General features: G+C 34.8%; 20 protein-coding genes. 12 read left to right on the forward strand and 8 right to left on the reverse strand.

What is annotated here, in order from left to right:
• Positions 1 to 4: 4 nt before the first annotated feature.
• The 4 genes from J7574_RS09210 to J7574_RS09225 are packed head-to-tail and all read left to right on the forward strand — an operon-like array spanning position 5 to position 2,457.
• Positions 5 to 442, forward strand: coding sequence for a hydroxymyristoyl-ACP dehydratase (locus J7574_RS09210; RefSeq protein WP_290967307.1), 438 nt, complete (start codon positions 5 to 7; stop codon positions 440 to 442).
• Entirely contained in the window at positions 439 to 1,707 is a 1,269-nt protein-coding gene (locus J7574_RS09215) for a beta-ketoacyl synthase (RefSeq protein WP_290967309.1), read from the forward strand. The genes J7574_RS09210 and J7574_RS09215 overlap by 4 nt, the downstream gene beginning before the upstream one ends.
• 1 nt (position 1,708) lies before the next feature.
• Positions 1,709 to 1,963 carry an acyl carrier protein gene (locus tag J7574_RS09220; protein WP_290967311.1) on the forward strand — a complete coding sequence of 85 codons (255 nt, stop codon included), beginning with the start codon at positions 1,709 to 1,711 and terminating at the stop codon, positions 1,961 to 1,963.
• Positions 1,960 to 2,457, forward strand: a complete 498-nt coding sequence (locus tag J7574_RS09225) for a 4'-phosphopantetheinyl transferase superfamily protein (protein ID WP_290967312.1) — start codon at positions 1,960 to 1,962, stop codon at positions 2,455 to 2,457. Before J7574_RS09220 ends, J7574_RS09225 begins: the two co-directional genes overlap by 4 nt.
• On the opposite strand, the gene J7574_RS09230 is transcribed toward J7574_RS09225, so the two are convergent.
• Genes J7574_RS09230 through mprF form a run of 3 tightly spaced genes read right to left on the reverse strand, consistent with a single transcriptional unit; the run spans position 2,458 to position 7,202 of the window.
• Positions 2,458 to 3,891 (reverse strand): AcvB/VirJ family lysyl-phosphatidylglycerol hydrolase, encoded by a 1,434-nt coding sequence (locus J7574_RS09230; protein WP_290967314.1) that lies wholly within the window; start codon positions 3,889 to 3,891, stop codon positions 2,458 to 2,460. It lies immediately after the preceding gene.
• 25 nt (positions 3,892 to 3,916) lie between these two features.
• Positions 3,917 to 4,564 (reverse strand): DUF998 domain-containing protein, encoded by a 648-nt coding sequence (locus J7574_RS09235; RefSeq protein ID WP_290967316.1) that lies wholly within the window; start codon positions 4,562 to 4,564, stop codon positions 3,917 to 3,919.
• A 10-nt stretch (positions 4,565 to 4,574) separates the two neighbouring features.
• On the reverse strand, positions 4,575 to 7,202 hold the full coding sequence (gene mprF / locus J7574_RS09240; protein ID WP_290967318.1) for a bifunctional lysylphosphatidylglycerol flippase/synthetase MprF: 2,628 nt from the start codon (positions 7,200 to 7,202) through the stop codon (positions 4,575 to 4,577).
• 189 nt (positions 7,203 to 7,391) lie between these two features.
• Between mprF and J7574_RS09245 the strand changes: the two genes are divergently transcribed.
• The 8 genes from J7574_RS09245 (at position 7,392) to J7574_RS09280 (ending at position 18,836) form a co-directional block, all read left to right on the forward strand.
• Positions 7,392 to 8,177 carry a polysaccharide deacetylase family protein gene (locus J7574_RS09245; RefSeq protein WP_290967320.1) on the forward strand — a complete coding sequence of 262 codons (786 nt, stop codon included), beginning with the start codon at positions 7,392 to 7,394 and terminating at the stop codon, positions 8,175 to 8,177.
• Positions 8,178 to 8,220: 43 nt separating this feature from the next.
• Positions 8,221 to 9,348: a serine hydrolase gene (locus J7574_RS09250; protein WP_290967322.1), complete on the forward strand. Its 1,128-nt coding sequence runs from the start codon at positions 8,221 to 8,223 to the stop codon at positions 9,346 to 9,348.
• Between the two features lie 37 nt (positions 9,349 to 9,385).
• Positions 9,386 to 10,513 (forward strand): hypothetical protein, encoded by a 1,128-nt coding sequence (locus J7574_RS09255; RefSeq protein WP_290967323.1) that lies wholly within the window; start codon positions 9,386 to 9,388, stop codon positions 10,511 to 10,513.
• 87 nt (positions 10,514 to 10,600) lie between these two features.
• Complete coding sequence (locus tag J7574_RS09260) at positions 10,601 to 11,293, forward strand: response regulator transcription factor (protein ID WP_290967325.1); 693 nt, start codon at positions 10,601 to 10,603, stop codon at positions 11,291 to 11,293.
• Positions 11,283 to 12,650, forward strand: coding sequence for a HAMP domain-containing sensor histidine kinase (locus J7574_RS09265; RefSeq protein WP_290967327.1), 1,368 nt, complete (start codon positions 11,283 to 11,285; stop codon positions 12,648 to 12,650). Before J7574_RS09260 ends, J7574_RS09265 begins: the two co-directional genes overlap by 11 nt.
• A 299-nt stretch (positions 12,651 to 12,949) precedes the next feature.
• Positions 12,950 to 16,165 (forward strand): TonB-dependent receptor, encoded by a 3,216-nt coding sequence (locus J7574_RS09270; protein WP_290967329.1) that lies wholly within the window; start codon positions 12,950 to 12,952, stop codon positions 16,163 to 16,165.
• A 165-nt stretch (positions 16,166 to 16,330) separates the two neighbouring features.
• On the forward strand, positions 16,331 to 17,404 hold the full coding sequence (locus J7574_RS09275) for a response regulator transcription factor (protein ID WP_290967331.1): 1,074 nt from the start codon (positions 16,331 to 16,333) through the stop codon (positions 17,402 to 17,404).
• An 82-nt stretch (positions 17,405 to 17,486) separates the two neighbouring features.
• Positions 17,487 to 18,836 carry a hypothetical protein gene (locus tag J7574_RS09280; RefSeq protein WP_290967333.1) on the forward strand — a complete coding sequence of 450 codons (1,350 nt, stop codon included), beginning with the start codon at positions 17,487 to 17,489 and terminating at the stop codon, positions 18,834 to 18,836.
• A 71-nt stretch (positions 18,837 to 18,907) separates the two neighbouring features.
• Here J7574_RS09280 and J7574_RS09285 read toward each other — a convergent pair whose 3' ends face one another.
• The 5 genes from J7574_RS09285 to J7574_RS09305 all read right to left on the reverse strand — a co-directional run bounded on the left by J7574_RS09285 (position 18,908) and on the right by J7574_RS09305 (position 25,133).
• Positions 18,908 to 20,692, reverse strand: coding sequence for a mechanosensitive ion channel family protein (locus tag J7574_RS09285; protein ID WP_290967335.1), 1,785 nt, complete (start codon positions 20,690 to 20,692; stop codon positions 18,908 to 18,910).
• 78 nt (positions 20,693 to 20,770) lie between these two features.
• Positions 20,771 to 21,277: an acetolactate synthase small subunit gene (gene ilvN, locus J7574_RS09290; RefSeq protein WP_290967337.1), complete on the reverse strand. Its 507-nt coding sequence runs from the start codon at positions 21,275 to 21,277 to the stop codon at positions 20,771 to 20,773.
• Positions 21,278 to 21,682: 405 nt separating this feature from the next.
• Positions 21,683 to 22,708: an NAD(P)-dependent alcohol dehydrogenase gene (locus J7574_RS09295; RefSeq protein WP_290967339.1), complete on the reverse strand. Its 1,026-nt coding sequence runs from the start codon at positions 22,706 to 22,708 to the stop codon at positions 21,683 to 21,685.
• 220 nt (positions 22,709 to 22,928) lie between these two features.
• Positions 22,929 to 23,531: a murein L,D-transpeptidase catalytic domain-containing protein gene (locus J7574_RS09300; RefSeq protein ID WP_290967341.1), complete on the reverse strand. Its 603-nt coding sequence runs from the start codon at positions 23,529 to 23,531 to the stop codon at positions 22,929 to 22,931.
• A 315-nt stretch (positions 23,532 to 23,846) separates the two neighbouring features.
• On the reverse strand, positions 23,847 to 25,133 hold the full coding sequence (locus J7574_RS09305; protein WP_290967343.1) for a S28 family serine protease: 1,287 nt from the start codon (positions 25,131 to 25,133) through the stop codon (positions 23,847 to 23,849).
• Between the last annotated feature and the right edge of the window lie 143 nt (positions 25,134 to 25,276).

Consider the following 25,276-nt stretch of genomic DNA (forward strand, 5'->3'; position numbering starts at 1 on the left):
GCTTATGAAACTAACTGATATTATCGCACAGCTTCCGTATAGGGAACCTTTTTTGTTTGTAGATGAATTGCTTCACGCAGATGAAAATGGCGTAACAGGAACGTACACCTTCAAAGAAAATCTTGATTTTTACAAAGGGCATTTTAAAGACAATCCCGTTACGCCAGGCGTTATTTTAACCGAAACCATGGCGCAGATTGGAATGGTTTGTTTGGGAATATTTCTGTTGGGAAATGAATTGGGAGAAAACATCGTAATTGCCTTTACATCTGCCGATATGGAATTTTTAAAACCTGTTTATCCAAATGAAAAAGTTACCGTAACTTCGGAGAAACTATTTTTCCGTTTCGGAAAATTAAAATGCAATGCAGTCATGAAAAATGAAGTTGGACAAGAAGTTTGCCGAGGTGTTTTAGCCGGAATGATAACCAAGAGATTATGAAAAAACGAGTAGTAATAACAGGTATGGGAGTTGCTGCGCCAAATGGCATTGGAATTCCTGCGTTTAATGATGCCTTGCAAAAAGGCATTTCGGGCATTCGGCATGACGCTCAGCTGGAAGAATTGCAGTTTTCTTGTCAAATTGCAGGTCAGCCACAAATATCTGAAGAATTAAAAGCGCAGTATTTTACAGAACTCGAACTCCGCGGATTCAATAGCACAGGAATTTTATATGGTGTTATTGCGGGTATGGAAGCTTGGCATAACGCTGGCTTACCAATAAATGAAAATCCAGACTGGGACAGCGGAGCCATTTTCGGTTCTGGAACCTCTGGAATTGATAAATTTCGCGAAAGCATTTATAAAATTGATGAACTGCAAGTTCGAAGATTAGGAAGTACCGTTGTCGCCCAAACTATGAATAGTGGTGTGAGCGCGTATCTCGGCGGCAAAATCGGACTGGGAAATCAGGTTACAACAAATTCTTCTGCTTGCACGACTGGTGCAGAATCCATTTTAATGGCTTACGACCGAATACAATCAGGACAGGCGAAACGAATTCTGGCAGGAAGCACTTCTGACAGCGGCCCTTATATTTGGGGAGGTTTTGATGCGCTTCGTGTCTGTTCATCCAAATTTAATGACAGTCCCGAAGCAGGTTCAAGACCCATGAGCGCTTCGGCCTCGGGGTTTGTTCCCGGAAGTGGTGCCGGAGCTTTTGTTATAGAAGATTTAGAAACTGCTCTAGCACGCAATGCTACAATTTATGCTGAAATTCTTGGCGGAAATATCAATTCGGGCGGACAGCGAGATGGCGGAACTATGACAGCTCCAAACAGCACAGCTGTGCAGAGATGCATTAAAACCGCTATAGAAAATGCAGGAATCGATCCGAATGAAATTGATGCTATAAACGGCCATTTAACAGCTACGACAAAAGATAGTCTTGAAATTGAAAACTGGACAAAAGCATTGGGAAGAAACGGTTCTGATTTTCCGTATATTAATTCGTTGAAAAGCTTAACTGGACATTGTTTAAGCGCTTCTGGAAGTATAGAAAGTATTGCAACAATACTACAGCTTCATGAAGGTTTTCTGTTTGGAAATAAAAACTGTGAAGATCTTCATCCTGAAATTGCGGCGCTTATTGATCCGTCAAAAGTGCTTTTGGAAACTATTAAAACCAATCCCAAAATAATTGCAAAAGCCAGTTTTGGTTTTGGCGATGTAAATGCATGTATACTATTTAAAAAATTCGAAAACTAAAATGGACAGACAAGAACTTATCGCAAGACTAAAAGTAATTATTAAGCCTTTTGTAACCAATACAGAAGCTTACGACAATCTCACCGAAGAAACCGATTTTATTAAAGATTTGAATATCAATTCGGCAAATTTGGTTGATATTGTTCTCGATATTGAAGAAAACTTCAACGTCGTAATTGACAATGCCGACATGGAACGTATGCTTGACGTAAAAACAGCTGTGGAAATTATTGAAACCAAACTCGCCGAAAAATGATTGGCAATGACATTATAGATCTTGCGCAGTCACGCAAAGAAAGCAATTGGCAACGGAAAGGTTTTGTAGAAAAGCTTTTTACAGCTCATGAACAGCTCCTCATAAAAGAATATCCCGAACCCGAAACCATGGTTTGGCTTTTATGGAGCATGAAAGAAGCTGCGTATAAAATCTATAATCGTCAGACTAAAATAAGGGAATTCAGTCCCAAGAAACTTTCTTGTTCCTTAGATTCTATCGATTGTAATTTCGCATTTGGTAAAGTAATTTGTAATGAAAATAAATATTATACCAAAAGTATATTTTCATTAGAAAGTATTCATACTATTGCAGTAGACAACTTCGAGAATATCAATAAAGTAATTGAAGTAGAAAACCAAGAAATTGTAAAAGACGAAAACGGTATTCCGTTTTTCAAAACATCCAATATGCTTCGAGAAATTTCAATCAGCCATCATGGATGTTTTGAGAAACAGGTAATTTTAAAGTATTGATTACTTCATTTCCTTCAAAATACTTTCTGCTATTTTAGCATAATCATCGTTAAAATGGTGTGAACCTGGAATTTCTATGGTTTTTATATCTGCTTCTGCAAAACGTTTTCTGGTTTCTTGATCTTCTTCGCTTCCAAAAAAACAAACTGGATTATAGGCTTTTATTTTCTTCATTTCTGAAATTACATCGTAGTTGTCATTTGAACTTTCTAAACTCAGCATATCGGCAATGTGAATTTCAAAATCGGCTTTTACATCTGGCGATAACGAATAAACTCCTTTTAGTTTTTCTTTTAAAGTTTCTGGAAAACTAGCCGCCGCAAACGGAACAACAGATGCGCCAAACGAATAACCAACCAAAATAAACGACTTTTTGTTCCATTGCTGTAAATAATGTTCGACAGCTTTTGAAATCGAAATGGAAGTGTCTAATGGCGTTTTGGCATTCCAAAAATATTTCTGGGCATCGAGTCCGATAACGGCAATTCCTTTTTCGGCCAAAGCTTCACCCACTGATTGATCAAAACTCGTCCATCCGCCATCGCCTGAAATTACAAAAGCAATAGGAAGATTTTCTTCTTTATTTTTTGTCGGAATCAAAGTTAAAGGCATTTCAAAAGGAAGAGGCGCTAAATGCTGTTCTTTCAATAAACTATTTTGCTCTGATTTTTGTTTCGCATAATTTGGCGTATTTCTAATTTCTTTGTAAGCTTCTATAAATTGTGGCAGCCAGTTTTTTGTAACCGAAAATCCGTGTCCCACTTTCGGAAGCACAATTAGTTTTCCCATCTTAAGTCCATCCATGAATTTTTTAGTATCGGCATAATTGCAAACCTGATCCGTTGTGCCTTGCAGTGCAATAAAAGGCGCTGTTAGCTTTTCTGTTTTTTCAAGATAATAGGCTTTTCCTTCTTTTAAAACATGAGAGGTCAGTCCAGAACCATCACATAAAGTTCGGTCTGTTTCTATGTCGGGACAAAATCCTAAACCAATAGCGCCACTAAAAGTGTTGGCAGGAGCTTGCGCCAACATGCCATAAACTAAAGTAGCTCCAGAAGAATATCCTACCAATATGGGTTTAAAATATTGTTTAAGTTTTAGTTTCTTTTGCAAAATCAAACTCAGTTCTTCAAAATCACCTGCGGGATAATAACATTTTGCTTTTTCTTTTTTAATGCTTTTAAAATAATGCCGAATATCAATCCCCGCTACCAAAGCACCTTGATCTACTATATTTTTTGCCATATCTACCACTCCACTGTTCCATCCTCCGTCGCCTGAAATAAATAGTACAACTGCATTTGGAGCTGTTTTTGGCGTATAAATGGTAACTTTTCCAAAAGAGCCCACTTTTATGGTGTCTGTTACCGAAGCAAAAACACTTTGCCCAAAAACAAAAAACAGAAGAGAAATTAGCGCTGTTTTATTCATCATAATATTTTTAGCATTACATTAAAAATTACGTTTCTTTAGTATACATGATTATAGAAAGTGCAACCAAATAAGCATAGAGGTTTAGCATAAAGAGCCTTTGCCACAAGCCTTTGTAAAGAGGAATGAAATTGTTTTGATCTGAAGAAAAACGAAATGAAAAAAGCAATGTCGTAATGCATCCTAAAAGAAAAACAGTCCAAGAAAAAATATAAAACGCACGCTTGCTTTTGGTTGCAATTTCCTTTCGCAATACCAATGGAAGCAACAATGCGGCAAGAAGACCGATACCTCCAAAGATATCGTGCACTACAAAAGAAGCTGTCATTTTTCCGTCAATTCTATCGGCTTTAAACAAACCAGAACCAATTCCTTCTCCTAAACCGTAAAGGATGATGAATAGCGAGCCTAATTTTATGTTTTTAGAATCGCTGTTAAATGCTTTTCTAAAAACAATTCCAAAGCAGATAAATACGATTCCAATACAGATCCACCAAGTTGAGATTATGTTCGAAACCGGACTAATGCTGGCTCCTAAAGAACTCATAGTGCTTTTTAGCTGGCTGTATCCTTCATAATGGCTTCCTAATACAAACACAACAATAAAATCGGAGACACAAGCCATAATGCAAAGCACTGCCATTATTTTTGCCCAATTTAATTGTACTGCTTTCATATTGCCCCAATTATGGTTTTACAACTTTGTTCAAAACGATTGGAGCTTGCAGCAAATCGTAATCATGAGAATACACTAAGTATTTGTTGTGCCAAACAGGAGAAAATTTTTCTTTAAAATCTCGCAAACCTTTATAATGGGAGAAGAATTTGATTCTTTCGTAAGCAAACTTCATTGATTTTTCTGGAAAAGTATTCGCTTCCTCAATTCCGCTCATGGCCGCTAGGCCGAGGTTTACAGAAGTATAGCCCTGTGATTTCAAATGCGTAAAAAGTTCAATGAGAATAAAATCCATTATACCGTTTGGCGCATCGCTGGTTTTACGAATTAAATCGTAAGTTCCTTCGTTCTCGGCATAATCGGGAATCACGTTTAGAAAAGCGACCACTTTTTCTTCGGCATTATCAACGGTAATAATCGTTTGCTGTTTGAGTTCGTCCCAATCAAATTTTCCTTGAGAAAAAATGATTTCACTTCTTCCTGTTTCTTGGAGCCATTCATCGCTTACGGCTTTAATTTTTTGAAGCAATCCATCTTTTATGGGCGGTGCATAAATAGTGGTTTTAAATCCTTTTTCTCTGACTTTGCTTATCGCATTTCGCAACGATTTTTTAGCTCCGCCTTCAAGCGTAAATTCCGATAAATCTACAACTCCTTCTTGGCCAATAAACAAACTCTTTTTTTGCAGCGAAGTAAACAAATCTAGATTTTCTTCTGAGACTCGATAATAAAGGCTTCTCAATCCGTTTTCATAACAGTAATCGTCAAATTCTATGATGCATTGTTTCATTTCGGTAAGCGATTCTGCAACTGGATTTTCTAGTACAACAGCAAAATTATCGGCAACTCGATAGGCTAAAAAGCTTTTTTGATTATTGGTTATGAAAATCGTCTTATCTTCATAAGTTTTAAAATAATCTAATGCAGAAGATCCGTACTGTTTCAGAATAGCATTCGCTAGAGCGAAATCATCTTCAACGGCTTCTTTTTTAATGGTATACGGACGAATTAATGCATAAATTAAAAACCCTAAAGATAAAAAGCCGCAAATATTTATAGATAAAATAAAACGTCTTGCAAAATGATCTAAAGGCACTAAATCTGAACTTCCTACTAAAAAATAATTCTGCAACGTATATCGCACCGATTGAAGCCAATTAAAATCGATATTAAAATGTTTTTTGTCTAAGAAATAAAAACCGAGAATACCATACACTAAAACAGCTGAAATACTGATTAAAACGGTTTTTAAACCCAAACTCTGCAAATGCGAATTGCTTTTGATATAATATTCTTTTCGAGTTACAATTAAACTGATTAAAACGATAAAGGCAATTACAGCTTCTTCATAATCAATTGCTTTGGTAAGGTGCCCGATAACCGAAATCCCAGTCAAGAAAACCGAAAACCACCAAGCAGTTCGCAATCCTTTGAGCATAAAAGCCGCATTGACAAGCATAAAAAGTCCAGCGGTGATGACAAAATAATTGGAAACTTTGATGGCCGAAATCGGAATTAAATCTTCTAAAACATGCAAACGTTCTGAAATTGCAGGCGTTAAAACAGAGATTATATTGATAAGTCCTAAAATGAAAATCAGAAAGGAAGGAATAATGCGCATTAATAATTTGTTGGCGCTAAATAAAAATAAAGCTCCTCCTGCCAAAAGCGGAATCCAAAATTCAAAAAATCGATACAAAAAAGTGATGGCTATGGCGTTGACATTTTGAAAGCCAAATTGTATCAAAATAAAACTCATAGATATTTCTATAGCTCCAAGTCCGCGAAGAAAAGGCGAAACCACCAAAAATATCACCGATACAATATAACCCATTATTGCTGCGGTTAACGACGGAGTAAATCCTAAAGCAATCATTGCCACATACAAATGCGCTATTCCGACAAACTCAATAATGGTAGAATATGCAACAACGAGAAGGAATTTATTTTTTATGATTCTGTTATTTCTCAAGTCCTCCACAAATACTTCGGCAGAAGGAAAAAACCGAATGATGGCTTTATAGACAAATCCTTGTTCTAAAACCGAAACATAAACGAGATATAGCACAATGCTTAATCCTAAAATAGCTGCCAATGCATAGCATTCGCCAGAGCCTGTGGTGCCTTGAAAAAAGGAATAGATTAAAGCAGGAATCGCGACTATAATGACAGAAAGGATTCCGACAAAACCATAAACGATTGATGCAAAATGAATTTGAGTGGTTTTTACGCCTTTCTTTTCTATAGGTTTTGTAAAAAAAGCTAAAGAAGAAATTCCGCCAGCGGGCAGGAAAACACTAACAAAATTTCGTTTTAAAAAGAGCACAACGGCATCTGTAAAATCAATTTTGCTTTGCACTGCCTGAAAAGAAGCGTAATACACCAAGGCTTGCAAAGCGATATAAATTGCCGCCAGAAGAATACCAGACAAAACCCAAAAACTACTGGCATCTGCAATAACGTTTTTGACTTCTTTTAATTCCGAATTTTCATGTTTGATAAACCATATTCCGATTCCGAGAAAGAAAATGGTAAAAATAGATTGTCTTATAATTTTATCATTTTCGCGTATAAAAGAGATTCCTTTTTTATTCTTAAAAAAAACAAGAAATCTATTAGAAATGGATTGTACTTTCATATGGATACTACCGAATAATTTAGTAACGAAAATAAAGGTCTTGTGGTCGTATAAATTTACGATAATTATCTATTGGTTATAATTTTAGAGAAATCTTTTTTAAAACATTAGCGAACCAATTATTAAGAAGTTTCTTTATATTTGAATGTAATTACATTCTATACTTTATACGCTAGTAATCTAAATTCTATGAAGACACTTTTTACAAAATCGGTATTGCTTTTACTATTCTTCACTTTATTTTCTTGCGAAAATAAAAAACCAAAACCAGTTGCTAAACCAGCATATAAAGCCGGTGTTCTTTTATCTTTTGATGACGCTTATGTAGACGAATGGTCTGAAGCTGACAAGGCTTTAAGAAAATACAATTGGAAAGCCACTTTTAATGTCTGCCGAATCGATTCTATTGGCGCACCTGAAATTAAAACGCTTTTAGAAATGCAAAAATACGGTCACGAGATTGCCGGACATGGCTATCATCATTACAATGCGGTTAAGTTTACCAAGAAATACAACGTCAAAGAATACTTAAAGCAGGAAATCGATCCAATGATTGTTTCTATGAAGAAAAAAGGATTCAACGTTACTTCTTTTGCTTATCCGTATGGAGAAAGATCAGATTCATTAGATCAAGCCTTATCTCCTTTGTTTAAAATTATTAGAGGAAGAGCATTTGGCGGTCAAATTCCAGAAAAACAAAACAGCTATTTTAACAATTCTAAAATTGTTTTTGCTTTTGATATAGACAATAGCCACATTCATTTTAGTATTCCGTATCTGCTTGAATTGTTAGATTATGCCAAAAAGCACAATAAGATTCTGCTTCTTTGCGGTCATAAACCCGTAAAAGAAATCACTCAAAATTATCAGGTGAAAATTGAAACTCTAGAATTCATCTGCAAATACATGAAACTGAACGACCTTAAATTCTATAAACTTTCAGATTTAGATAATTTGGTTCCGCCGAAGCTATAGTCCGAATAAAGAATCACCATCAACATAAAAACAGCTTTTTAAAATGAAACAAATTCTAATTACAATAAGCCTAATTCTATGTAATGCAATGGCTTATTCTCAAAAAAATGCAATTCCTAATGATAATCAGCTTAAAACCAAATTAGATTCTTTAGTCAATAAATCCGCTCTTCCGTTTATGGCAGAAAATTCTAGAGTTGGCCTTTCTATCGGAATTATAAAAAACGGGAAAGAATATTTCTATAATTATGGTTCTACTCAAAAAGAAAAGCAAGTTCTTCCAACATCAAACACACTTTACGAATTGGCTTCTAACAGTAAAACGTTTTCTTCAACGTTATTAGCAAGAGCTGTTTTGAACAAAAAAGTAAAGCTGACAGATGATATTCGAAAATATCTGAAAGAAGATTATTCAAATCTTCAATACAAAGGAACGCCAATAACCTTATTAAATCTTGCCAACCTCACTTCTGCCCTACCCAACTGGATGCCTGACAGCAGAGAGATTTTTGCGAAAGCCAATCCAGATTCTATTGCTTATATCTTAGATGCTGTACACAGAAAATACAGCAGAAAGCAGTTTTATACCGATTTGCATAATGTAAAACTAGATACCGTTCCTGGCGCAATTTCAAAACATTGCAATACCGCGGCGCAATTGTTGGGGCATATTATGGAAACAGTGTATGGAGAAAAATTTGGAACATTGATCAAAAAAGAATTTACAGCTCCGCTTAAAATGAAAAATACCGTTTTATTGGGCGATGCAAAAATCCCCGCTTCCATGGCATTTGGATATGATGCAAAAGGAAGAAAAATGCCCTTTATAGATTGGGAAGACATGCAGGTTGCGGCGTCTATTGCTTCTTCGACTTCAGATATGCTACAATACATTAAATATCATTTGAATGAAAAAAATGCAGATGCAAAACTAACGCATCAGCCTACTTTTGGAGATCTTACTAAAGGAGCAATTGGTTTAAACTGGAAAATAATAAAACCAGAAAATGGCGCTGTGAGGATTTCACATACGGGTGGAAGTTTAGGCTTTAACTCTTATGTCGTTTTTGCTCCAGAATCACATTCGGGAATTATTCTGTTTGCCAACGATTCTGATATGAAAACACAAAATGAACTTATAAAATTGGCAGAAACGATCTTGTTTAATTAAAATTAATTACTTTTCGTCTATCAATATTTTTCTAATCATGAAGGCATCTCTCATTTTTATACTGGCTGCGGTAACAGTTTGTCAAGCTCAAGTAAAAAACCGTGTAATCAAAGCTTCTTCGAAAATCTGTTACATAAAAGAAGATAACGAAGAAAAAACGAAATGGTATTTAGATCCGAAGGCAAAACCAGATTTATACGTCACCAATAAAAGCCCGAAAGAGAAAACCGTTGCTTTTTATACCAATGAAGATTCTATCAGCATAAAATTAAAACCTGGAAAAAAGTTTGATTTTACAGTACTTTTAAATAAAACCGACAGTTGCTACACGCGTATGCAATGTCCTTCATTACAAAACTTTTCAAAACTCCAACCTGAAATACACGATACCATTCCTTTTGTGCTTTCAGAATACAATAACATTATTTTTAAAGTTACCTTAAACGATAAAGAAACACTCGACTTAAAATTTGATTCGGGAACCAGCGATTTTCTTTTAACCAACAACGAACTTAATCGATTAAAATTAAGCAGTTTGAAAGGACATAGTTTTAAATTGGGAAATCAGCTTTGGAAGAATCAGGAGATTTTTCCAGTAGAATTATCGGGACAGGGAACTGTCGGGCGTTTTGGCTGGAATCTGTTTGATGGCAAAATTGTAGAAATCGATTATGATAAAAAGATATTTATAATACATTCTAAAGTATCAAAACGAAACAAAGAGTATACAAAACTTGATATGGAATATGTTCGCACTTTGTTTTGCATTCGAGGCGAACTTCAGATAAAAAATACCGCTTACAAAGGTCGTTTCCTTTTTGATAATGGCTATCAGCGTACGGTAATGCTTGATAAGGAAATTGTGCAAGAACAGCATTATCCAAAAGAGAGCTTGCCTATCGTGAAAAAAGCCATTTTAAAGAACGGAAAGGGAGAAGAAATTCCAGTGCTGACGGTTAAAAACGAAAAGCTTTATTTAGGAAATTTATGCCTGAATGACGTGCCTGTACAGTTGTTAGCCACAGACAATCCTGCCCAATTTAAAACCCATATTTTGGGCAACGAAGTTTTAAAAAGGTTTAATACAATTCTGGATTTTCAGGAAAACAAAGTTTACTTAAAACCCAATTCTTTATGGAACGATCCTTATACTGAAGGTTCGTAAAAGAAAGTATATACTTAGAGTACCTTTTTTTCAGAGAATACAGTTACTTTTAATTACTTTTATCTCTTTTAAAACTCATTTATCAAAATGAATAAAGTATTATTGGTCGAAGACGATCCGAGAGTTGCTTCTTTTATTACAAGAGGTCTTGAAGAGCAATTGTATCAAGTAAAAAATGTCAGCAAAGGTTTTGATGCCATTAATGAAGTAATGGAAAACACGTATGACATTATTATTCTCGACATTATGCTTTCTGATATTTCTGGTTTTGAAGTCTGCGAAGTTTTAAGAAATCGAAAAATAATTGTTCCAATCCTTATTTTAAGTGCACTCGATACGCCGCAAGAAAAAGTACGAGGATTAAAAGCCGGAGCCGATGACTACTTGGCAAAACCTTTTTTGTTTGAAGAACTTTTGGCTAGAATAAATGCGCAGCTTCGTCGTTCTGAATTTAGCAGCGGTATTTTAGATTTTCAGTCGTATGCTGGAATCAAAATCAATATGAAAGAACAAAGCGCTAGCAGAGACGGTAAAGAGTTGAATCTTTCTGCCCGCGAATTAAAGTTGCTGATCTTTTTTATGAAAAACCGAGAAACAGCTTTATCCAGAATTGCTATTGCAGAAGCCGTTTGGCACATGGACCTTGATATGAGCATCAATACCGTTGATGTTTACATTAATTATTTAAGAAATAAAATCGACAAGAATTTCCCTTTTCCGCTTATACACACTGTAAAAGGTACAGGATATATGCTTAAAGATAAATCTCATGAATCTTAAGAGTAAACTTGCCAGAAATTCTACTCTCCTGTTTGCCTTTATTTTAGGCCTTGTTCTTATTGGATCTTTTTTGCTCTTTAAAAGCCACCGACAAGATTTGTATTATGAAAAACTGGAAGACAATGCTTTAATTACTGCTTTTTTCTATTTTGAAAAAGACGAAATTAGAAAAATAGACAGTATCAGTTATAAAGAAATCGAAACGCAGTTCAATAAAATTGCCAATCAGTCCATTCGTATTTACAATGCCAAAACCAAGAAACTGTATTTACGCGATGATGTTCCAGTTGTCTTAAATGATCGACAATTAAATGCTATTTCTCACGATCGAATTCTACACTTTACCATAGACAAAAGACAATTTAGCGGCTTGTATTACAAAGACAATCAAGGAACCTTTATTATAGTGGTTTCTGGAGTTGACGATGTTGGAATTCAGCAGCTCGAAATGCTCGGTCTTGTATTCTTTATTTTTTACTTGGCAGGAATTGCTCTTAATTATCTTTTGGGGCGTTTCTTGGCGAGACAAACTTTCAGACCTTTTGCAGATGTCATTTCAAAAGTAAATACCATTACGACAGAAAATCTTCACTCAAGACTTGAAATGCCAACTGCAAGCGGAAAAGATGAAATAAAAGAACTCATTACAACTTTTAATTATCTTTTGGAGCGTCTTGAGAATGGTGTTGCCATACAAAGAAACTTTCTTAAAAATGCTTCTCACGAATTAAAAACGCCTCTTACTTTTATAATTGGCGATATCGACGTTTCGTTACAGCACCCTAGAACCAACGAACAATATGAAGAAGTTTTAAAATCACTCAGAAAAGATACTTTTCATTTGAAGTCGACTCTAGACGGATTGCTTATTCTGTCAGGTCTAGAACTTTCAGAACCCGATCAGATGGAAATGGTGCGAATAGATGAAATTTTATGGAATATATTAGAAAAGAAATCTATAGAATATCCCGAAGTAAAAGTTGCGCTTAATTTGGATGCCATTGCCAATAATGAAGATTTATTGTCTGTAAATGCCAACCGACACATGCTTTTTATTGCTTTGTATAATATTATAGACAATGCGATTAAATTTTCTTTTCCTTCAAAAGTTAATGTCGTAGCGCATGAAGAACAAGGAAAATTGCTGCTAAAAATAATAGACCAAGGTTCTGGAATTGCTGAGAAAGATATCGAGTCTATTTTCGATTTGTTTTTTAGAAGCGATCGCACAAGACATATCCAAGGGCAAGGATTAGGACTTTTTATTACCATGCAGATTCTTAAGCGCCATAACATTACTTTAAAAGTCGATTCGGAACTCGAAAAAGGCACTGTTTTCTCTCTCCTATTTCCTTAATTTTTAAGCAAAAAATAAGCACTTTTCCTTGTTCTCAAAAACTGATTTTTTCAAATCGATAACATTTACATAATACTCTAATCTATCTCTAATGTTGTTTAAATCCATCTCTAATCCTTTATTTTATGGGACATGACACAAACTGCCTGATTTTAAAGCGATAGCCGTTTTTTCATCAAATAACATCTTCATTATCTTAAATTAACAAAGAATTGTTTTTTGATTTTTCGTTAACATAAGCCTTAAATCGAATCGAAACAAAGAGATTTTATTTGTCCTGTAAAAAAATAATAAACAACATGACAAAACTAAAACTCTTTTTTTCGGCTTTAATGCTCCTTACCGCAGGAAGTATTTTTGCCCAGATTACAACTTCATCTTTGTCTGCAAAAGTCAATGATGGAACAGCTGCAGTTATAGATGCGGAAGTTACCCTAACACATCTGCCTACAAATGCAGTTTATAAAGGCAAAACAGACAAACAAGGTCGTTTTAGCTTCGAAAACTTAAATGCTGGTGGTCCGTACGAATTAGAAATAAAAAGCAACGACACCAAAGATTACTCTAATGCTCAAATTTATTTAAATCTTGGTGAAAATGATCTGCCAACAATTGTAGTTGGAAAAGCAGATAATAATGTTTTGGAAGAAGTAGTAATTACAAGTTCTAAACCTTCCTCTAAAAACAATGGCACAAGTATTAATGAAAAACAAGTAAACGCGCTTCCTTTAATCAATAGAGGAATTCAGGATGTTACCAAGCTTGTTCCTCAAAGCTCAAACAACTCTTTTGCCGGAACCAATTTCAGATACAACAACGTTACCATTGACGGTTCTATCAATAATGATGCAATCGGATTTAGTCCGTCTTTAGGAGGACAATCTGGAACTTCTGGAATGCCAGGAAGCAGTACACGCTCTAATTCTATCAGTTTAGATGCGATTCAAGATATTCAGGTTTACATTGCTCCTTACGATATTAAATTAGGAAACTTTTTAGGAGGAAGTGTAAATGCCGTGACAAGAAGCGGTACAAATACAGTGAGCGGATCTATTTACAGCTACGGAAGAAGTGCCGCGATCACAGGGCCCAACAATGCTGGCGACGGTTCTAAAATGCCAAGTTCGTTTGGCGATTACCAAGTAGGCTTTAGATTAGGATTGCCCATTATTAAAGATAAACTGTTCTTCTTTACTAATATGGAATATGCAGAAAGAACAGATCCTGTTTTTTACAATGCAGGCTCAACAGATGCTAACGGAAAACTGACTTCTTTAGTAGATAATCCAACGGCAGAACAGATTTCGCAATTCGTGAAATCAAACTACGGATTTGATCCAGGAACTTACGGTTCTTACAATAACTTTTCTAAAAGCCAAAAATTCTTCAATAAGATTGATTGGAAGATCAACGAGAAAAACTCGCTTTCGTTACGAAACAATACAGTAGTTTCTCAAGCCACAAACTTAGAGCGCGATGCTGCAAACTTCAGATTTGCAAGTATGGATTTTACACAGAAAAACCAAGCGATCAGTACAGTTTTAGAATTAAAGACACATTTTAATAGCCAGTGGTCAAACTCCTTTATTGCAAGCTATTCTGCTATAAAAGATTATCGCGATCCGAAATCAAACAATATCATGTTTCCTCAAACAGAAATTGGTTACAATGGAGGAACTATTTTCTTAGGAAACGATCGTGAAGCAACTGTTTTCAACATGAAGCAAAACACTGCTGAGATTACAGACAACCTTACTTATAAAACAGGAAACCATACTTTATTATTTGGTACACACAATGAATTTTACGACATCAACTATGGTTTTGTAAATGCACTTAACGGAAGAGTTTCGTACAAATCTCTTGCAGATTTCTACAATAAACTTCCTACTCGTGTTCGCGGAACGTATCCTTTTGATGGTTCTACTAGAGACGAAATCTTCAATAATCCGTATGCTAAATTCAAAATAAACATGTATAGCGCTTACGTTCAAGACGAAATTAGAGTTGGAGATAAACTGAAAGTTGTTCCTGGTGTTCGTGTAGATTATACCGACTTGCCTAATAAACCAAAATTAAGCCAACAGGTGCAAAACTCTCCTGCAGATCCAAACTACGGTACAACATATACCTATACTCCGTTAAACCAAATTAAAAACAACTTCTTTAGTTCGGCATTGGTTTCTCCAAGAATTGGATTTACTTACAATGTAGACGAAGATAAAACATTTGTAATTAGAGGTGGATCGGGAGTATTTACAGGAAGAATTCCATTTGCTTGGTTAGGTTATGCCTATTACAATGATGGTGTTGGATACGGAAGTTATGATAAAAACAATCTAACTGCTGCTCAGGTTGCGGCTGCTGGAGATCCTTTAGCTCCAGGAGGTCTAAACGGTTATCATGATGCTACTCCAAAAGTGCAGGCCGATTTAATTGACAATAAATTTAAAATGCCAGCTGTTTTAAGAAACTCATTGGCTTTTGACAAAACAGTTGACGGATACAAATTTACAGTTGAAGGCATGTACACAAAAGTAATTCGTGATTTAGAATTCCAACAAGTAAATAAAACAGATAATCCTACTTATTTCTCTTACGATACTAAACACGAAATGCCAATTTATGCTACCAACATAAATCCAGCTTTTTCTAATGCTTATTTGTTATCAAACACCAATAAAGGATACCGTTACAGCATTACAGAAATGATTTCTAAAACTTACGATTTTGGTTTCAACTTTATGGTGGCTTATACGTATGGAGATTCTCGCGATATCACAAACGGAATTCGTAACTCTATGGAAAGTAACTTCCAGATGAACCAATCTTTGACTCCAAATAACCCGCAATTAGCAACTTCAAACTTTAACATCAAACATAGAATTGTTTCTAATGTTGGTTATGGCGTAAAACTTGCTCCAAATAATACGTTATCTGCAAATGTGTACTTTAATGCTCAATCTGGAAATCCTTTTTCATGGGGATTTGTTAACTCAACTATTGCAGGAACTGGACAAGCGGCAGGTTTAGCTTACATCTTTAAAGATGCAGCAGAAGCAGCTAAATATATTGGAGTAAATGCAGCAGGAGTTCCATCTGCAACAGCAGCACAGCAAGTAGCAGATTACGAAGCTTTCATTAACGGAAATGATTATTTAAAAAGCCGTAGAGGAACTTTCACACAAAGAAATGGAGATACTACTCCTTGGAACATTCAAGCCGATTTAAAATTAATGGACGAAATTAAGGTTGCTAAAGTGGGAACTTTTCAAGTTTCTTTCAGCATGGCTAATATCGGAAACCTTATCAACAAAGATTGGGGAAGAAGTTATTTCGTTCCAAACACTTACAATTCAACAGCAAGTCTTGGTTTAACAAAATCAGGAAACTTAGGTGGAGTGGCAACAGGCGACCCTACTTATACTTTCCAAAAACCAACTTCTGCACCTTATACTGTAGATCAATTAGCTTCAAGATTCCAAGGACAGCTTGGCTTGAGATACTCGTTCTAAAAATTGTGTTTTTTTTATTTTTGATTATCTCCCCGTTTCTACTTTAGGAAACTGGGAGATTTTTCTTTTTATTTAGTGCAATAAGTTTCAAAATAATAGCATTCTTAAGCATTAATCTTTTTTGTATTTTTAATCCTTTATAAGTTTTCAAGTATTTGATTTAAAATGCGAAAAGAAAAAACAATCCAAATTTTATTCTTGCTAATCATTATCGGTTCTTCAATTCCGACTTGTTTCGCGCAATACAAGATTTCAGGATACATTGATGCCGAACAGAAAAACAAAACTGTTTATTTAAGTTTGCTGAAGTACGATGAAGAAACCATGATTACCGAAAATCAGATTCTTTTTTCGACCCAAACAGACAGTTCTGGGTATTTTGAATTTAAAGGACAACTCTTATCTGAAAAGGACAAACTTTATCGCATTCACTCGAACATAAACAATATCAAAGGTCTGCAATTGGTCACGGATAATGAGAAAAGCAATTACCATAATTTTATTTTCTCCAACAACGATACAATTTCCTTTTCTAAATCTGGAAGCAATTGGTTTGGCAAATCAACCAACAGCAATCTGACTGATAAAGAATGGAAAAAACTAAAATCGTTTGAAGAACAATTAGAAAAAAATAAGAGTCAAATAAAAAACAAAGAAGCACAGCAGCAGGCCGTAAATGATTTTGCTGAAAAAGTGAAATCGTATAGCGAAAAGAATATTAAGAACCCGTTATTGAAACTTTTAGCGTTCTCAGACATCAAGAAAAGCGATTTTGATATTAAAACCGATTTTGAAAAGGATTTGGATTATTACGATGCCATTTCAAATTCGCTAAAAGATTATTACGGCGAAACCTCCTATTTTTTACAATACCAAGACGAAATTTCAAAAATATCCAATGTTATTTTACAGCAAAAATATGCCTTTCATAAAAAGCTAAATTATTTTCTGGGTTTTCTCCTTTTGGCTTTGGCTTTAATTTCAATTTTTCAATTTAAAAAACTGAAATCGCTTCAACCTAAAGCTAATCCGCAAGAACTTTCCAATTTAACTCTAACCAATCAGGAAGAGAAAATCACCAAACTGATTTTAGCAGAGAAATCAAATAAAGAAATTGCCAGCGAACTTTTTATTTCGCTAAGCACGGTAAAAACGCATATCCGAAATCTTTATGCTAAACTGGATGTCGCAAACCGACACGAATTGGTTGAGAAATTAAAAAATCATCCTTGGAATTAGTCCCAATTTCAGCCTCTTTATAGCTGATTTTCAAGAATCCCCATTCTAATTTTGTTTCCGAAATCTTAAACATCAATCGGAAATGAAAAAGAAATTTTTATTGCTCCTCTTTACCACTATTCTGCAATTTGCCTTTGCACAAGAAACAGAAAAGTCATTAAAAAACAGGCAGAACATTCAATCTAAACTTTTAGAAGCCAAAGCTCTTTTAGAAAAAGACAACGGAAAACTTTGGGGAAAACCAATCTGGAACGACAGCATTATTGTAATGGATTTTGATAATGCTATTTATAGTTTTATAAAATTACCCAACAGCAAAACGGAAAACGATACTTTGCATTACAAAACAATGGAGCCTAATTCATTGGTATTTGTAAATACTACACAAAAGTATGAAGGTGGAGAATATGCAACGGTTTTGAACAATTATCTCGACGATAAGAGTGCTACTGTAATTCATGAATTATTTCATCTGCTGCAAATGAAATCCAGAAAATTGAAAGGAAATCCGATTGAATATCTGGATGAAACCAACGCTCGTATTTTATTGCGATTGGAATATCAAGCTTTAAAAAATGCTCTAAAATCGATTGGTGAAAAAAGAAAAACAGACGAAGTAAAAAGTTATCTGAAAGACGCAATAACTTTTAGAAAAGAAAGGCAAAAACAATACGCAAAATATCTCAACGATGAACTTGAAATTGAAACTTTAGAAGGCTTAGCCAATTATACCGGTTTTGCGCTGTCTTCTTATGAGAATAAATACGAAAAAGCTATAGAAGAAATTAACCAAAGAGAAGAAGCCAAAACTTATACGAGACCTTTCCCTTATGCCACTGGCCCAGCCTACGGATTGCTATTTGACTACTTAAATATATCTTGGAGAAAAGGTTTAGATAAAACATATAATTTCGCTAAAATATATGAAGTTATGATTTTAAAATCAAAATTAACTATTAGTAAAAACAGCTTAAAATCGGCCAAATCTAGAAACAATTTCAATGAAATAAATAAGCAAGAAATGGAGCGAGAATCAGAACAAAAGAAACTAATTTCCTATTACACCGATTTGTTCCTCAACAAATCCACTTTAAAAGTCGCACTTGCCGATATTGAGCACTATGGCCGAACTTTCAATATGAACGGAACTTTGACTTTAAACAATAAAGGAATTATTTATTCGAGTATTAAAGGACGAGACAAATCAGGAAAAAACTTTGGCAATTTTGCGACAGTTGAAGGAAAAAACCAATTGGGCAAAGCTGGGATTTTAAGTTTCGATAAAGACGGAAAAACTTATTTTGTATTTCCGCTTCCAACCAAAATTGAAGGCAAAAAAATTACAAGCGAATTTTACGAAATAGAATTAAATCCAGATTGGAAAGTTGTAAAACAAAACGATGGAAATATGGAAATTGTAAAAGAGCTTTAAAACAAAATCAGCCCATTGAAAAAACAATGGGCTGAAATTTGGTTATATATTTCATCAAAGGATTCTTAAATTTAGAACATCGTATTTTCTTCATCAGGATTAAAACTGCCTTTAGGTGGATATTCAATACTGTCTTTAAGTTCTTCTACTCGTTTTGGATCAAACTTAGGCAATTGCAATTCGTTATTTTCTTTCCATTTCTTAACTGTTTTAGCAGCTTCTTTAGCTTTTTCGTCAGAAATTGGAGTATCTCTAGTCATATAAAGCGTTTGCGAAGGATAAGCCAGAGAAGTTCCGCTTTTTTCTATAATGTCCAACATTCGCAACAAAAGGTCTTCTTGCACTTCTTGTGAGGTTTCAAAATTTATTGCTTCGATATAAGCGGTAATTTCTACTTTTAAAGCATCGGCCGTAATACCTGTAAAACGAACTATTGGAGGTGTATTTAAAACGGCAGGATGTGCAAACAGCAACGATTTTATTTCTACAAGCAAATAACGCAATTGATCTGGAGTGGTTTCCATTCTAAAACCCAAAATCGGATTGAATATAAAACGGTCGCGATGTGCATAATTTTCTATTTTACTGGCAGACAATTGGCCATTCGGAATTGTAACAATACTGCGCGCTGGAGTTCGAAGCGTTGTAGAACGCATCCCGATAGATTCTACAGTTCCTTTGATATCATCTACACGGCAATAATCGCCAACACGTAAGGGCTGATCGGCGATAAGACTAACGCTTCCCACAAAATTTTCGATTGTTTTTTGAGCTCCAAGCGCCAACGCAATCCCTCCTATTCCTAGTGCGGCAAGTCCAGCAGTAACATCTACTCCTATAATTCCTAAAATGGCAATAATTCCGATTACGACGATGGCCGCTTTCATGGTACGGCTTAAAAACAATACGGCAGATACAGCAGAAGCGCGCCCACGATTGTTCATTCTGCTTCTGGTAAACATACTTACAAAATCGGTCATTCGCCAAAGCAGAATTAAAAAAGCTAAAACTCCAATTGTAATGATTATAATGCTAAACCTCTGACGGACAATTATAGAAATTCCCATTCGCTGGGTAGAAGCCACAAATAAAATAACGGTGAGATACATTTGAATAGGAAGCGTAAAAGCGTCTATAACGGCATTGCCCTTCTCACTATCAGCCTTTTTCCATATTTTTTGAAGCAGAAATATAAAAACAAAAATCAATAATCTGGAAAGCAAGTAAGTAACAACCGCCATTATAACTACTACTCCCCAATGTCCAATAGGAACATTTCCTAGTTTTCTTTCTTTTAAGGCTTTTGGCAAGACTCTGTCTAAAAAAGTTTGATCACCGCTAACATCTGCTGATAAAATTGCTTCTATGGTTTCTGCAGAAAAAAGCCATAAAGCAGGCTCGCTATCATCTGACTGGTTTTCTAGATAAAGCTGTATATTTATTTTATCTGTAGATATATTTCCAACCAAATCTACTCCAGTTGCCAGATTATCGTCTATACGCCCTAACTCTTTATTGCTAAGAATGGATGATGGCGAAAAACTTCCCCCCTGATCCAAAAGCTGCTGAAATGTCTTAGCAATTTGTATTCTTTCGGATGTTTTACGATACGAGCGTTTACTTAGCATAAAATACTGACTAGCACGAAGATAATTCTGATCGCCAATTGCTTTTATAAAACCGTTGACAGTTCCCTGCGGAGTCCTTCTTCCTAATGAATCATCAGGAGTTTTTACAGGCTCTTCGGTGGGAGTTTTTGCCGCACCTAAAAGCTGAGCTTGCATCTTACAAGGTGCTATCATTAATACTGCCATAAACAGTAAAAAAGACAATAAACGTTTAGTACCTAAAATCATACTTTTTTGCTTTAGTAACTTAGACTATTAAAAATAAGAAATATAGAAGAAATAGCACTTGCTTCTTATCAGATTTTTTTAATTCTCTGCACAGAAACCTTCAGGAGATTGCATCAGCGCAATTCTAGAGCTTTTTACATATTCAATCAATCCGAAATTGTTTAATTTTTCCGTCAAACTTATTATTTCTTCATCTGTTCCTGTAGCTTCCAAGATGGTATATTCTTTTTGAATTTCTGAAATTTTGATGCTGTTTTCTTGAAGCAAACTTTCTATTGTCGTATTAGCCATAAACACAACTGTTGGAATTTTAAATAATGCTACCTCTCTGGAAACAATTTGCTCCTTAGTAGAATAAAAGCATTTATAAACTTCAATAATTTTCTCAATCTGTGCACTTAAATTGGTAACTGTGTCAAGCGTTTCATTTACTACAATGGTATGCCTGTACATATTTTCAATTTCGCAAAGAGACATATTAAGACTCAAAATAGCTACTTGTTTTCTTATAAACATCGAGCTTAGTTTATTGATTAATCTTAATTGATCTTCAGAATAGATGGTAAGGGTAAATTCGTTTTTCATTGTTTGATTTTATAGGGTACTTTTTTTTAAGAGAGGAAATAAAAAAAGCCTTTCACATTTGGGCTGAGAAAGGCTTTGTTGAATAGACAATAGAATCCTGACTCGTCATGTGATACGAATAATGATAATAGAAATAATAATGCTATTCTGAACTGAATTTTTCATAACTGATATAAACAAAAAAACCTCCCGTTGCGGGGAGGTTTTCTAAATTGTATTTTTTTTACTTATTTATATAACATCCCTTCACCACTATCGAATGATAATCATGATAATAATAGCAGCGATGTTAATTGTATTTCTCATTTGTTGGATTGGATGCGCAAATATATTGATATTTTTTAAACTGCAAACAATAAACAAAAAATCCATCTCTATTGCGACAGATTTCTTTGTTTTTAAATTTTAAGGAATCAAAACGGCTCTGCCTTTTATTTTTCCTTGTCTCATTCTATCATAAACTTCGTTGGCATCGTCTAGTTTATGTTTTTCAATTTCGATATGAATTTTCTTTTGTCTCGCCAGACCCACCACTTCCATCAATTCGGTTCTTGATCCCCAATAAGGGTTGGTCATGCTTACTCCAAATGGCAAAACATTCATACTGTATTGATAATGTCCGCCACCAAGACCAACAATTGTCAGGTCTCCGTCAAGACTTACTACTTTTGTGCCTAAATCTATTGTAGAGGTTGCTCCAACAAAATCTATAACCACTTTGGCTTTTTTAATTCCAGTAATTTTCTGAATTTGTTCTGCGGCATCAGCATCTTTAGAATTAATGGTAAATGCTGCGCCCAGTTCTTTTGCAAAGTTCAATTTATCTTCGGTAACATCACAGGCAATAATAGCTGCTCCGCTTATTTCTCTTAATATTTGTAAAGCTACGTGTCCTAAACCTCCAACACCAATTACGACAACAAATTCGTCAGGCATTAATTTCGGAAGAGAGCGTTTTATGGCAGAATAAGGCGTAAGCGCCGCATCTGTTAATGGAGCAGCGATAATAGGATCTAAATCAAATATAGGCACTAAAAGTCTAGAAGATGGAACCAGCATATATTCGGCCATACCTCCATCCAATCCTAATCCGCCGCCATAAGCTTGTTCAGATTGATGATCGCAGTAATTTTCTTTAGACTGCTGGCAGGGTTTGCAGTGCCCGCATCCCCAAGGCCCATACACTAAAACGGCATCTCCTTTTTTATAGCCTTCTACATTCTCACCAATTTCTTCTACCCATCCAGCATTTTCGTGTCCTAGCGTAAAAACAGTTCCTACAACGGTTCCTTCGTCTATAATATGCAAATCGGAGTGGCAAACACCAGCTCCGCCAATTTTTAATAAAACTTCATCGCCTTTAGGAACCGGTTTTTCAAGATCATTAACAACACGGACATCTTTATGCCCAAAAAAACGTACTGCTTTCATAAAATAAAATTTTTTAGATTACTATTCTACTAATTTACAACTTGTATTTTTTATAAGTTTTATCAGACAAGTTAAGTTTATCCTAATTTATTGGTAAAACAGGCTTTTCTTTTAGAAAACAGTATGATTTGGAGTACACAAAAAATGAAAAAATCTGATTTATTACTATAAAAAAAGAGAACCGAAGCTCTCTTTTACATTTATATTTTGGTCTTACTATTTAATAATAAACAGACAATAAGATTTTTGAATTTGAACTTTCGATATATTTTGAAAGTCTACCTAAAAATTCTTGACTAACCATCGGACAACCGTGGCTGTTAATGATATAGTATTCTTTTTCATCAGATGGAACCTCTTTGTATGAATGCAATACAATGGCACGTTTCATGGCATTATTATTTGATTCGTCCAATCCAGCCAGTCTGAAAGCTTTTCCGAATATTCCTTTATATGGCTTTTCTACCGAATATCTTCCTAGTGAAGTGCAGTTAGATTCTGGAGCATTACTAAATTGTAAAATATCACCTTTTATTCCAGTTTCAGAACCTTTCCCATGTGCAACCAACCCCTGATCAAGAATTTGATTATTTTCTAAATCGTAAACAAAAAAACGATTTCTTCCTGATTTAATTTTCATATCTACAAGAAAAGCTATTTTGTTGCTATACTTGTGATTAGACGCCGTAAAAGCCTTAATCTCATTTACATGCTCTGTGAGTCTTGCAAATTCGATTTCGTTTAAAATTTCATCCTCGTCCCTCATGCTTAATGAGGCAAACGAACTTAAGGAAAAAAGTAGTGCCAATAAAAATACTCTCATATCCGGCAAATGTTAAGTTAATAGTTATGACTTGGGGTCATTGATAAATTTTCTGTTGCAAAATTATACACAAATCTTATACAATTCCCATATCATAAGTTAAAGATATTATAAATATCTGAAAACAACAATATTAAATGTTAATATTCGATTAAAATATCTTATTGGATGCTGAATAGCAACCTCTAGTGTTAAAACTATACCTTTTCTTATTAAGAATAATAAAAAAATAATTTCTGCCAAGTGAAAAAATTCACTTGACAAAAATTATCAGAAACATAAACGCAATAGTAATATTAATTATTATGTATAGCTTTAGTTAAGCCACTTTTTTAAGGTATCCATTATCAATTTTTGATCGTCTTGAGGAAAATCTTTGACTCTGGTTGAATGGCTCCCTTTTGGAAGTACCATTTTAAGAGCGTCAACATCTGGTTTAGGAGTTGGCGAGCAAGAGAACCAAGTATCGTAACCGCCATAGATGTATAAAATATGATCTCCTTTATTCTCAACATATTTGCGTACTTTTTTAATGTATTTTGGGTTGTATTTAATCGCAACATCTTTGGGTGCAAATCGAGCATTAGAACTGCTTTTTACGATAGTCAGCAAATCGGCAACGGGCTCGAGATCAAATCCGTAATAGCCTAATTCGCTTAAATGCTGATAGTACGAAGGCAGATAAACAAAAGACATCTTATCGTTGTAAGTTCTTACTCCCACAATTTTATTCAGATAATCAAACAGGTCTTTTGCAGTTGGTTTTACTGGCGGAATATCTTCGCATTTTCCTCCCCATTGCCAAAAAGAAAAAGGAAATTCTAAAACCGCATATTCTAATGCTTCAGGCATTGGAACTTCAGTAAATTCCATTTTTTTCTCCAACGAATATTCTTTAAAAACTGCTAAAACGGCTTCTCTATTTTGCAGAACAGCTCTCTGAAAAGCAGTTATCTTTTCTCTGCATTCTGCTGTTCCAACTGTTCTGGTATGTTGTATCGTTCTTGGATCTTCGCAGGTATTAATTAACGGGGCAACATAAGGCATAGCAACATCAACATCATTTGGATACTTCGATTTATAAATCAGAGCTGTTTCTCCTCCTTTGCTAATTCCCGTTGAAATCCATTTTCCTGAGTATATCGTTTTTAATTTAGTTACAATGTTATGATAATCTGCAATTGCGTGATCGTTTGTCAAATATTGCCATTGAATTGGGTTTGGCCTTGATTTACCATAAAAACGGTATTCAACAGCAACCTGATTGGCCTGCAGCAAACTGCTTACTTCACTTTTTACATTTTCTGTATTGTAGCCATGAGTTTCAATTACAGTTGGCCTATCAAAGCCAAGATGAGAAAGATAAATATAATGCTGAAAAGTTCCTTTTTCTGGATGTTTATGATCTAAAGGTTCGTCTAATATAAGCTGATACGATTCGGTATAATGGTCTAAATTTTCAATTCGAGTTATAACAGCTTTCGGAAATAATTCATTCAGTCTTTGCTGGAGATTTGTAGGTTCTTTGAGCTCCTGTGCAGATGCCGAAAAATAGTTCACACAAAGAAAAAATAGTGCAGTAATAAAGGCTTTTAGGTTCATTCTAATCTTGTTGTTTTGAGATTTTAAAAGTAAGGGCAATATGAAGCACAAACTGATACTATATTACCTCTAAAATGTAATATTTTATCTAGTTTGCATCAACATAAGACTAAATCGAAATAATCTTTTACTTTTATTGAAAA

Source organism: Flavobacterium sp. (assembly GCF_017744675.1).
In the GTDB taxonomy this organism is placed as follows: domain Bacteria; phylum Bacteroidota; class Bacteroidia; order Flavobacteriales; family Flavobacteriaceae; genus Flavobacterium.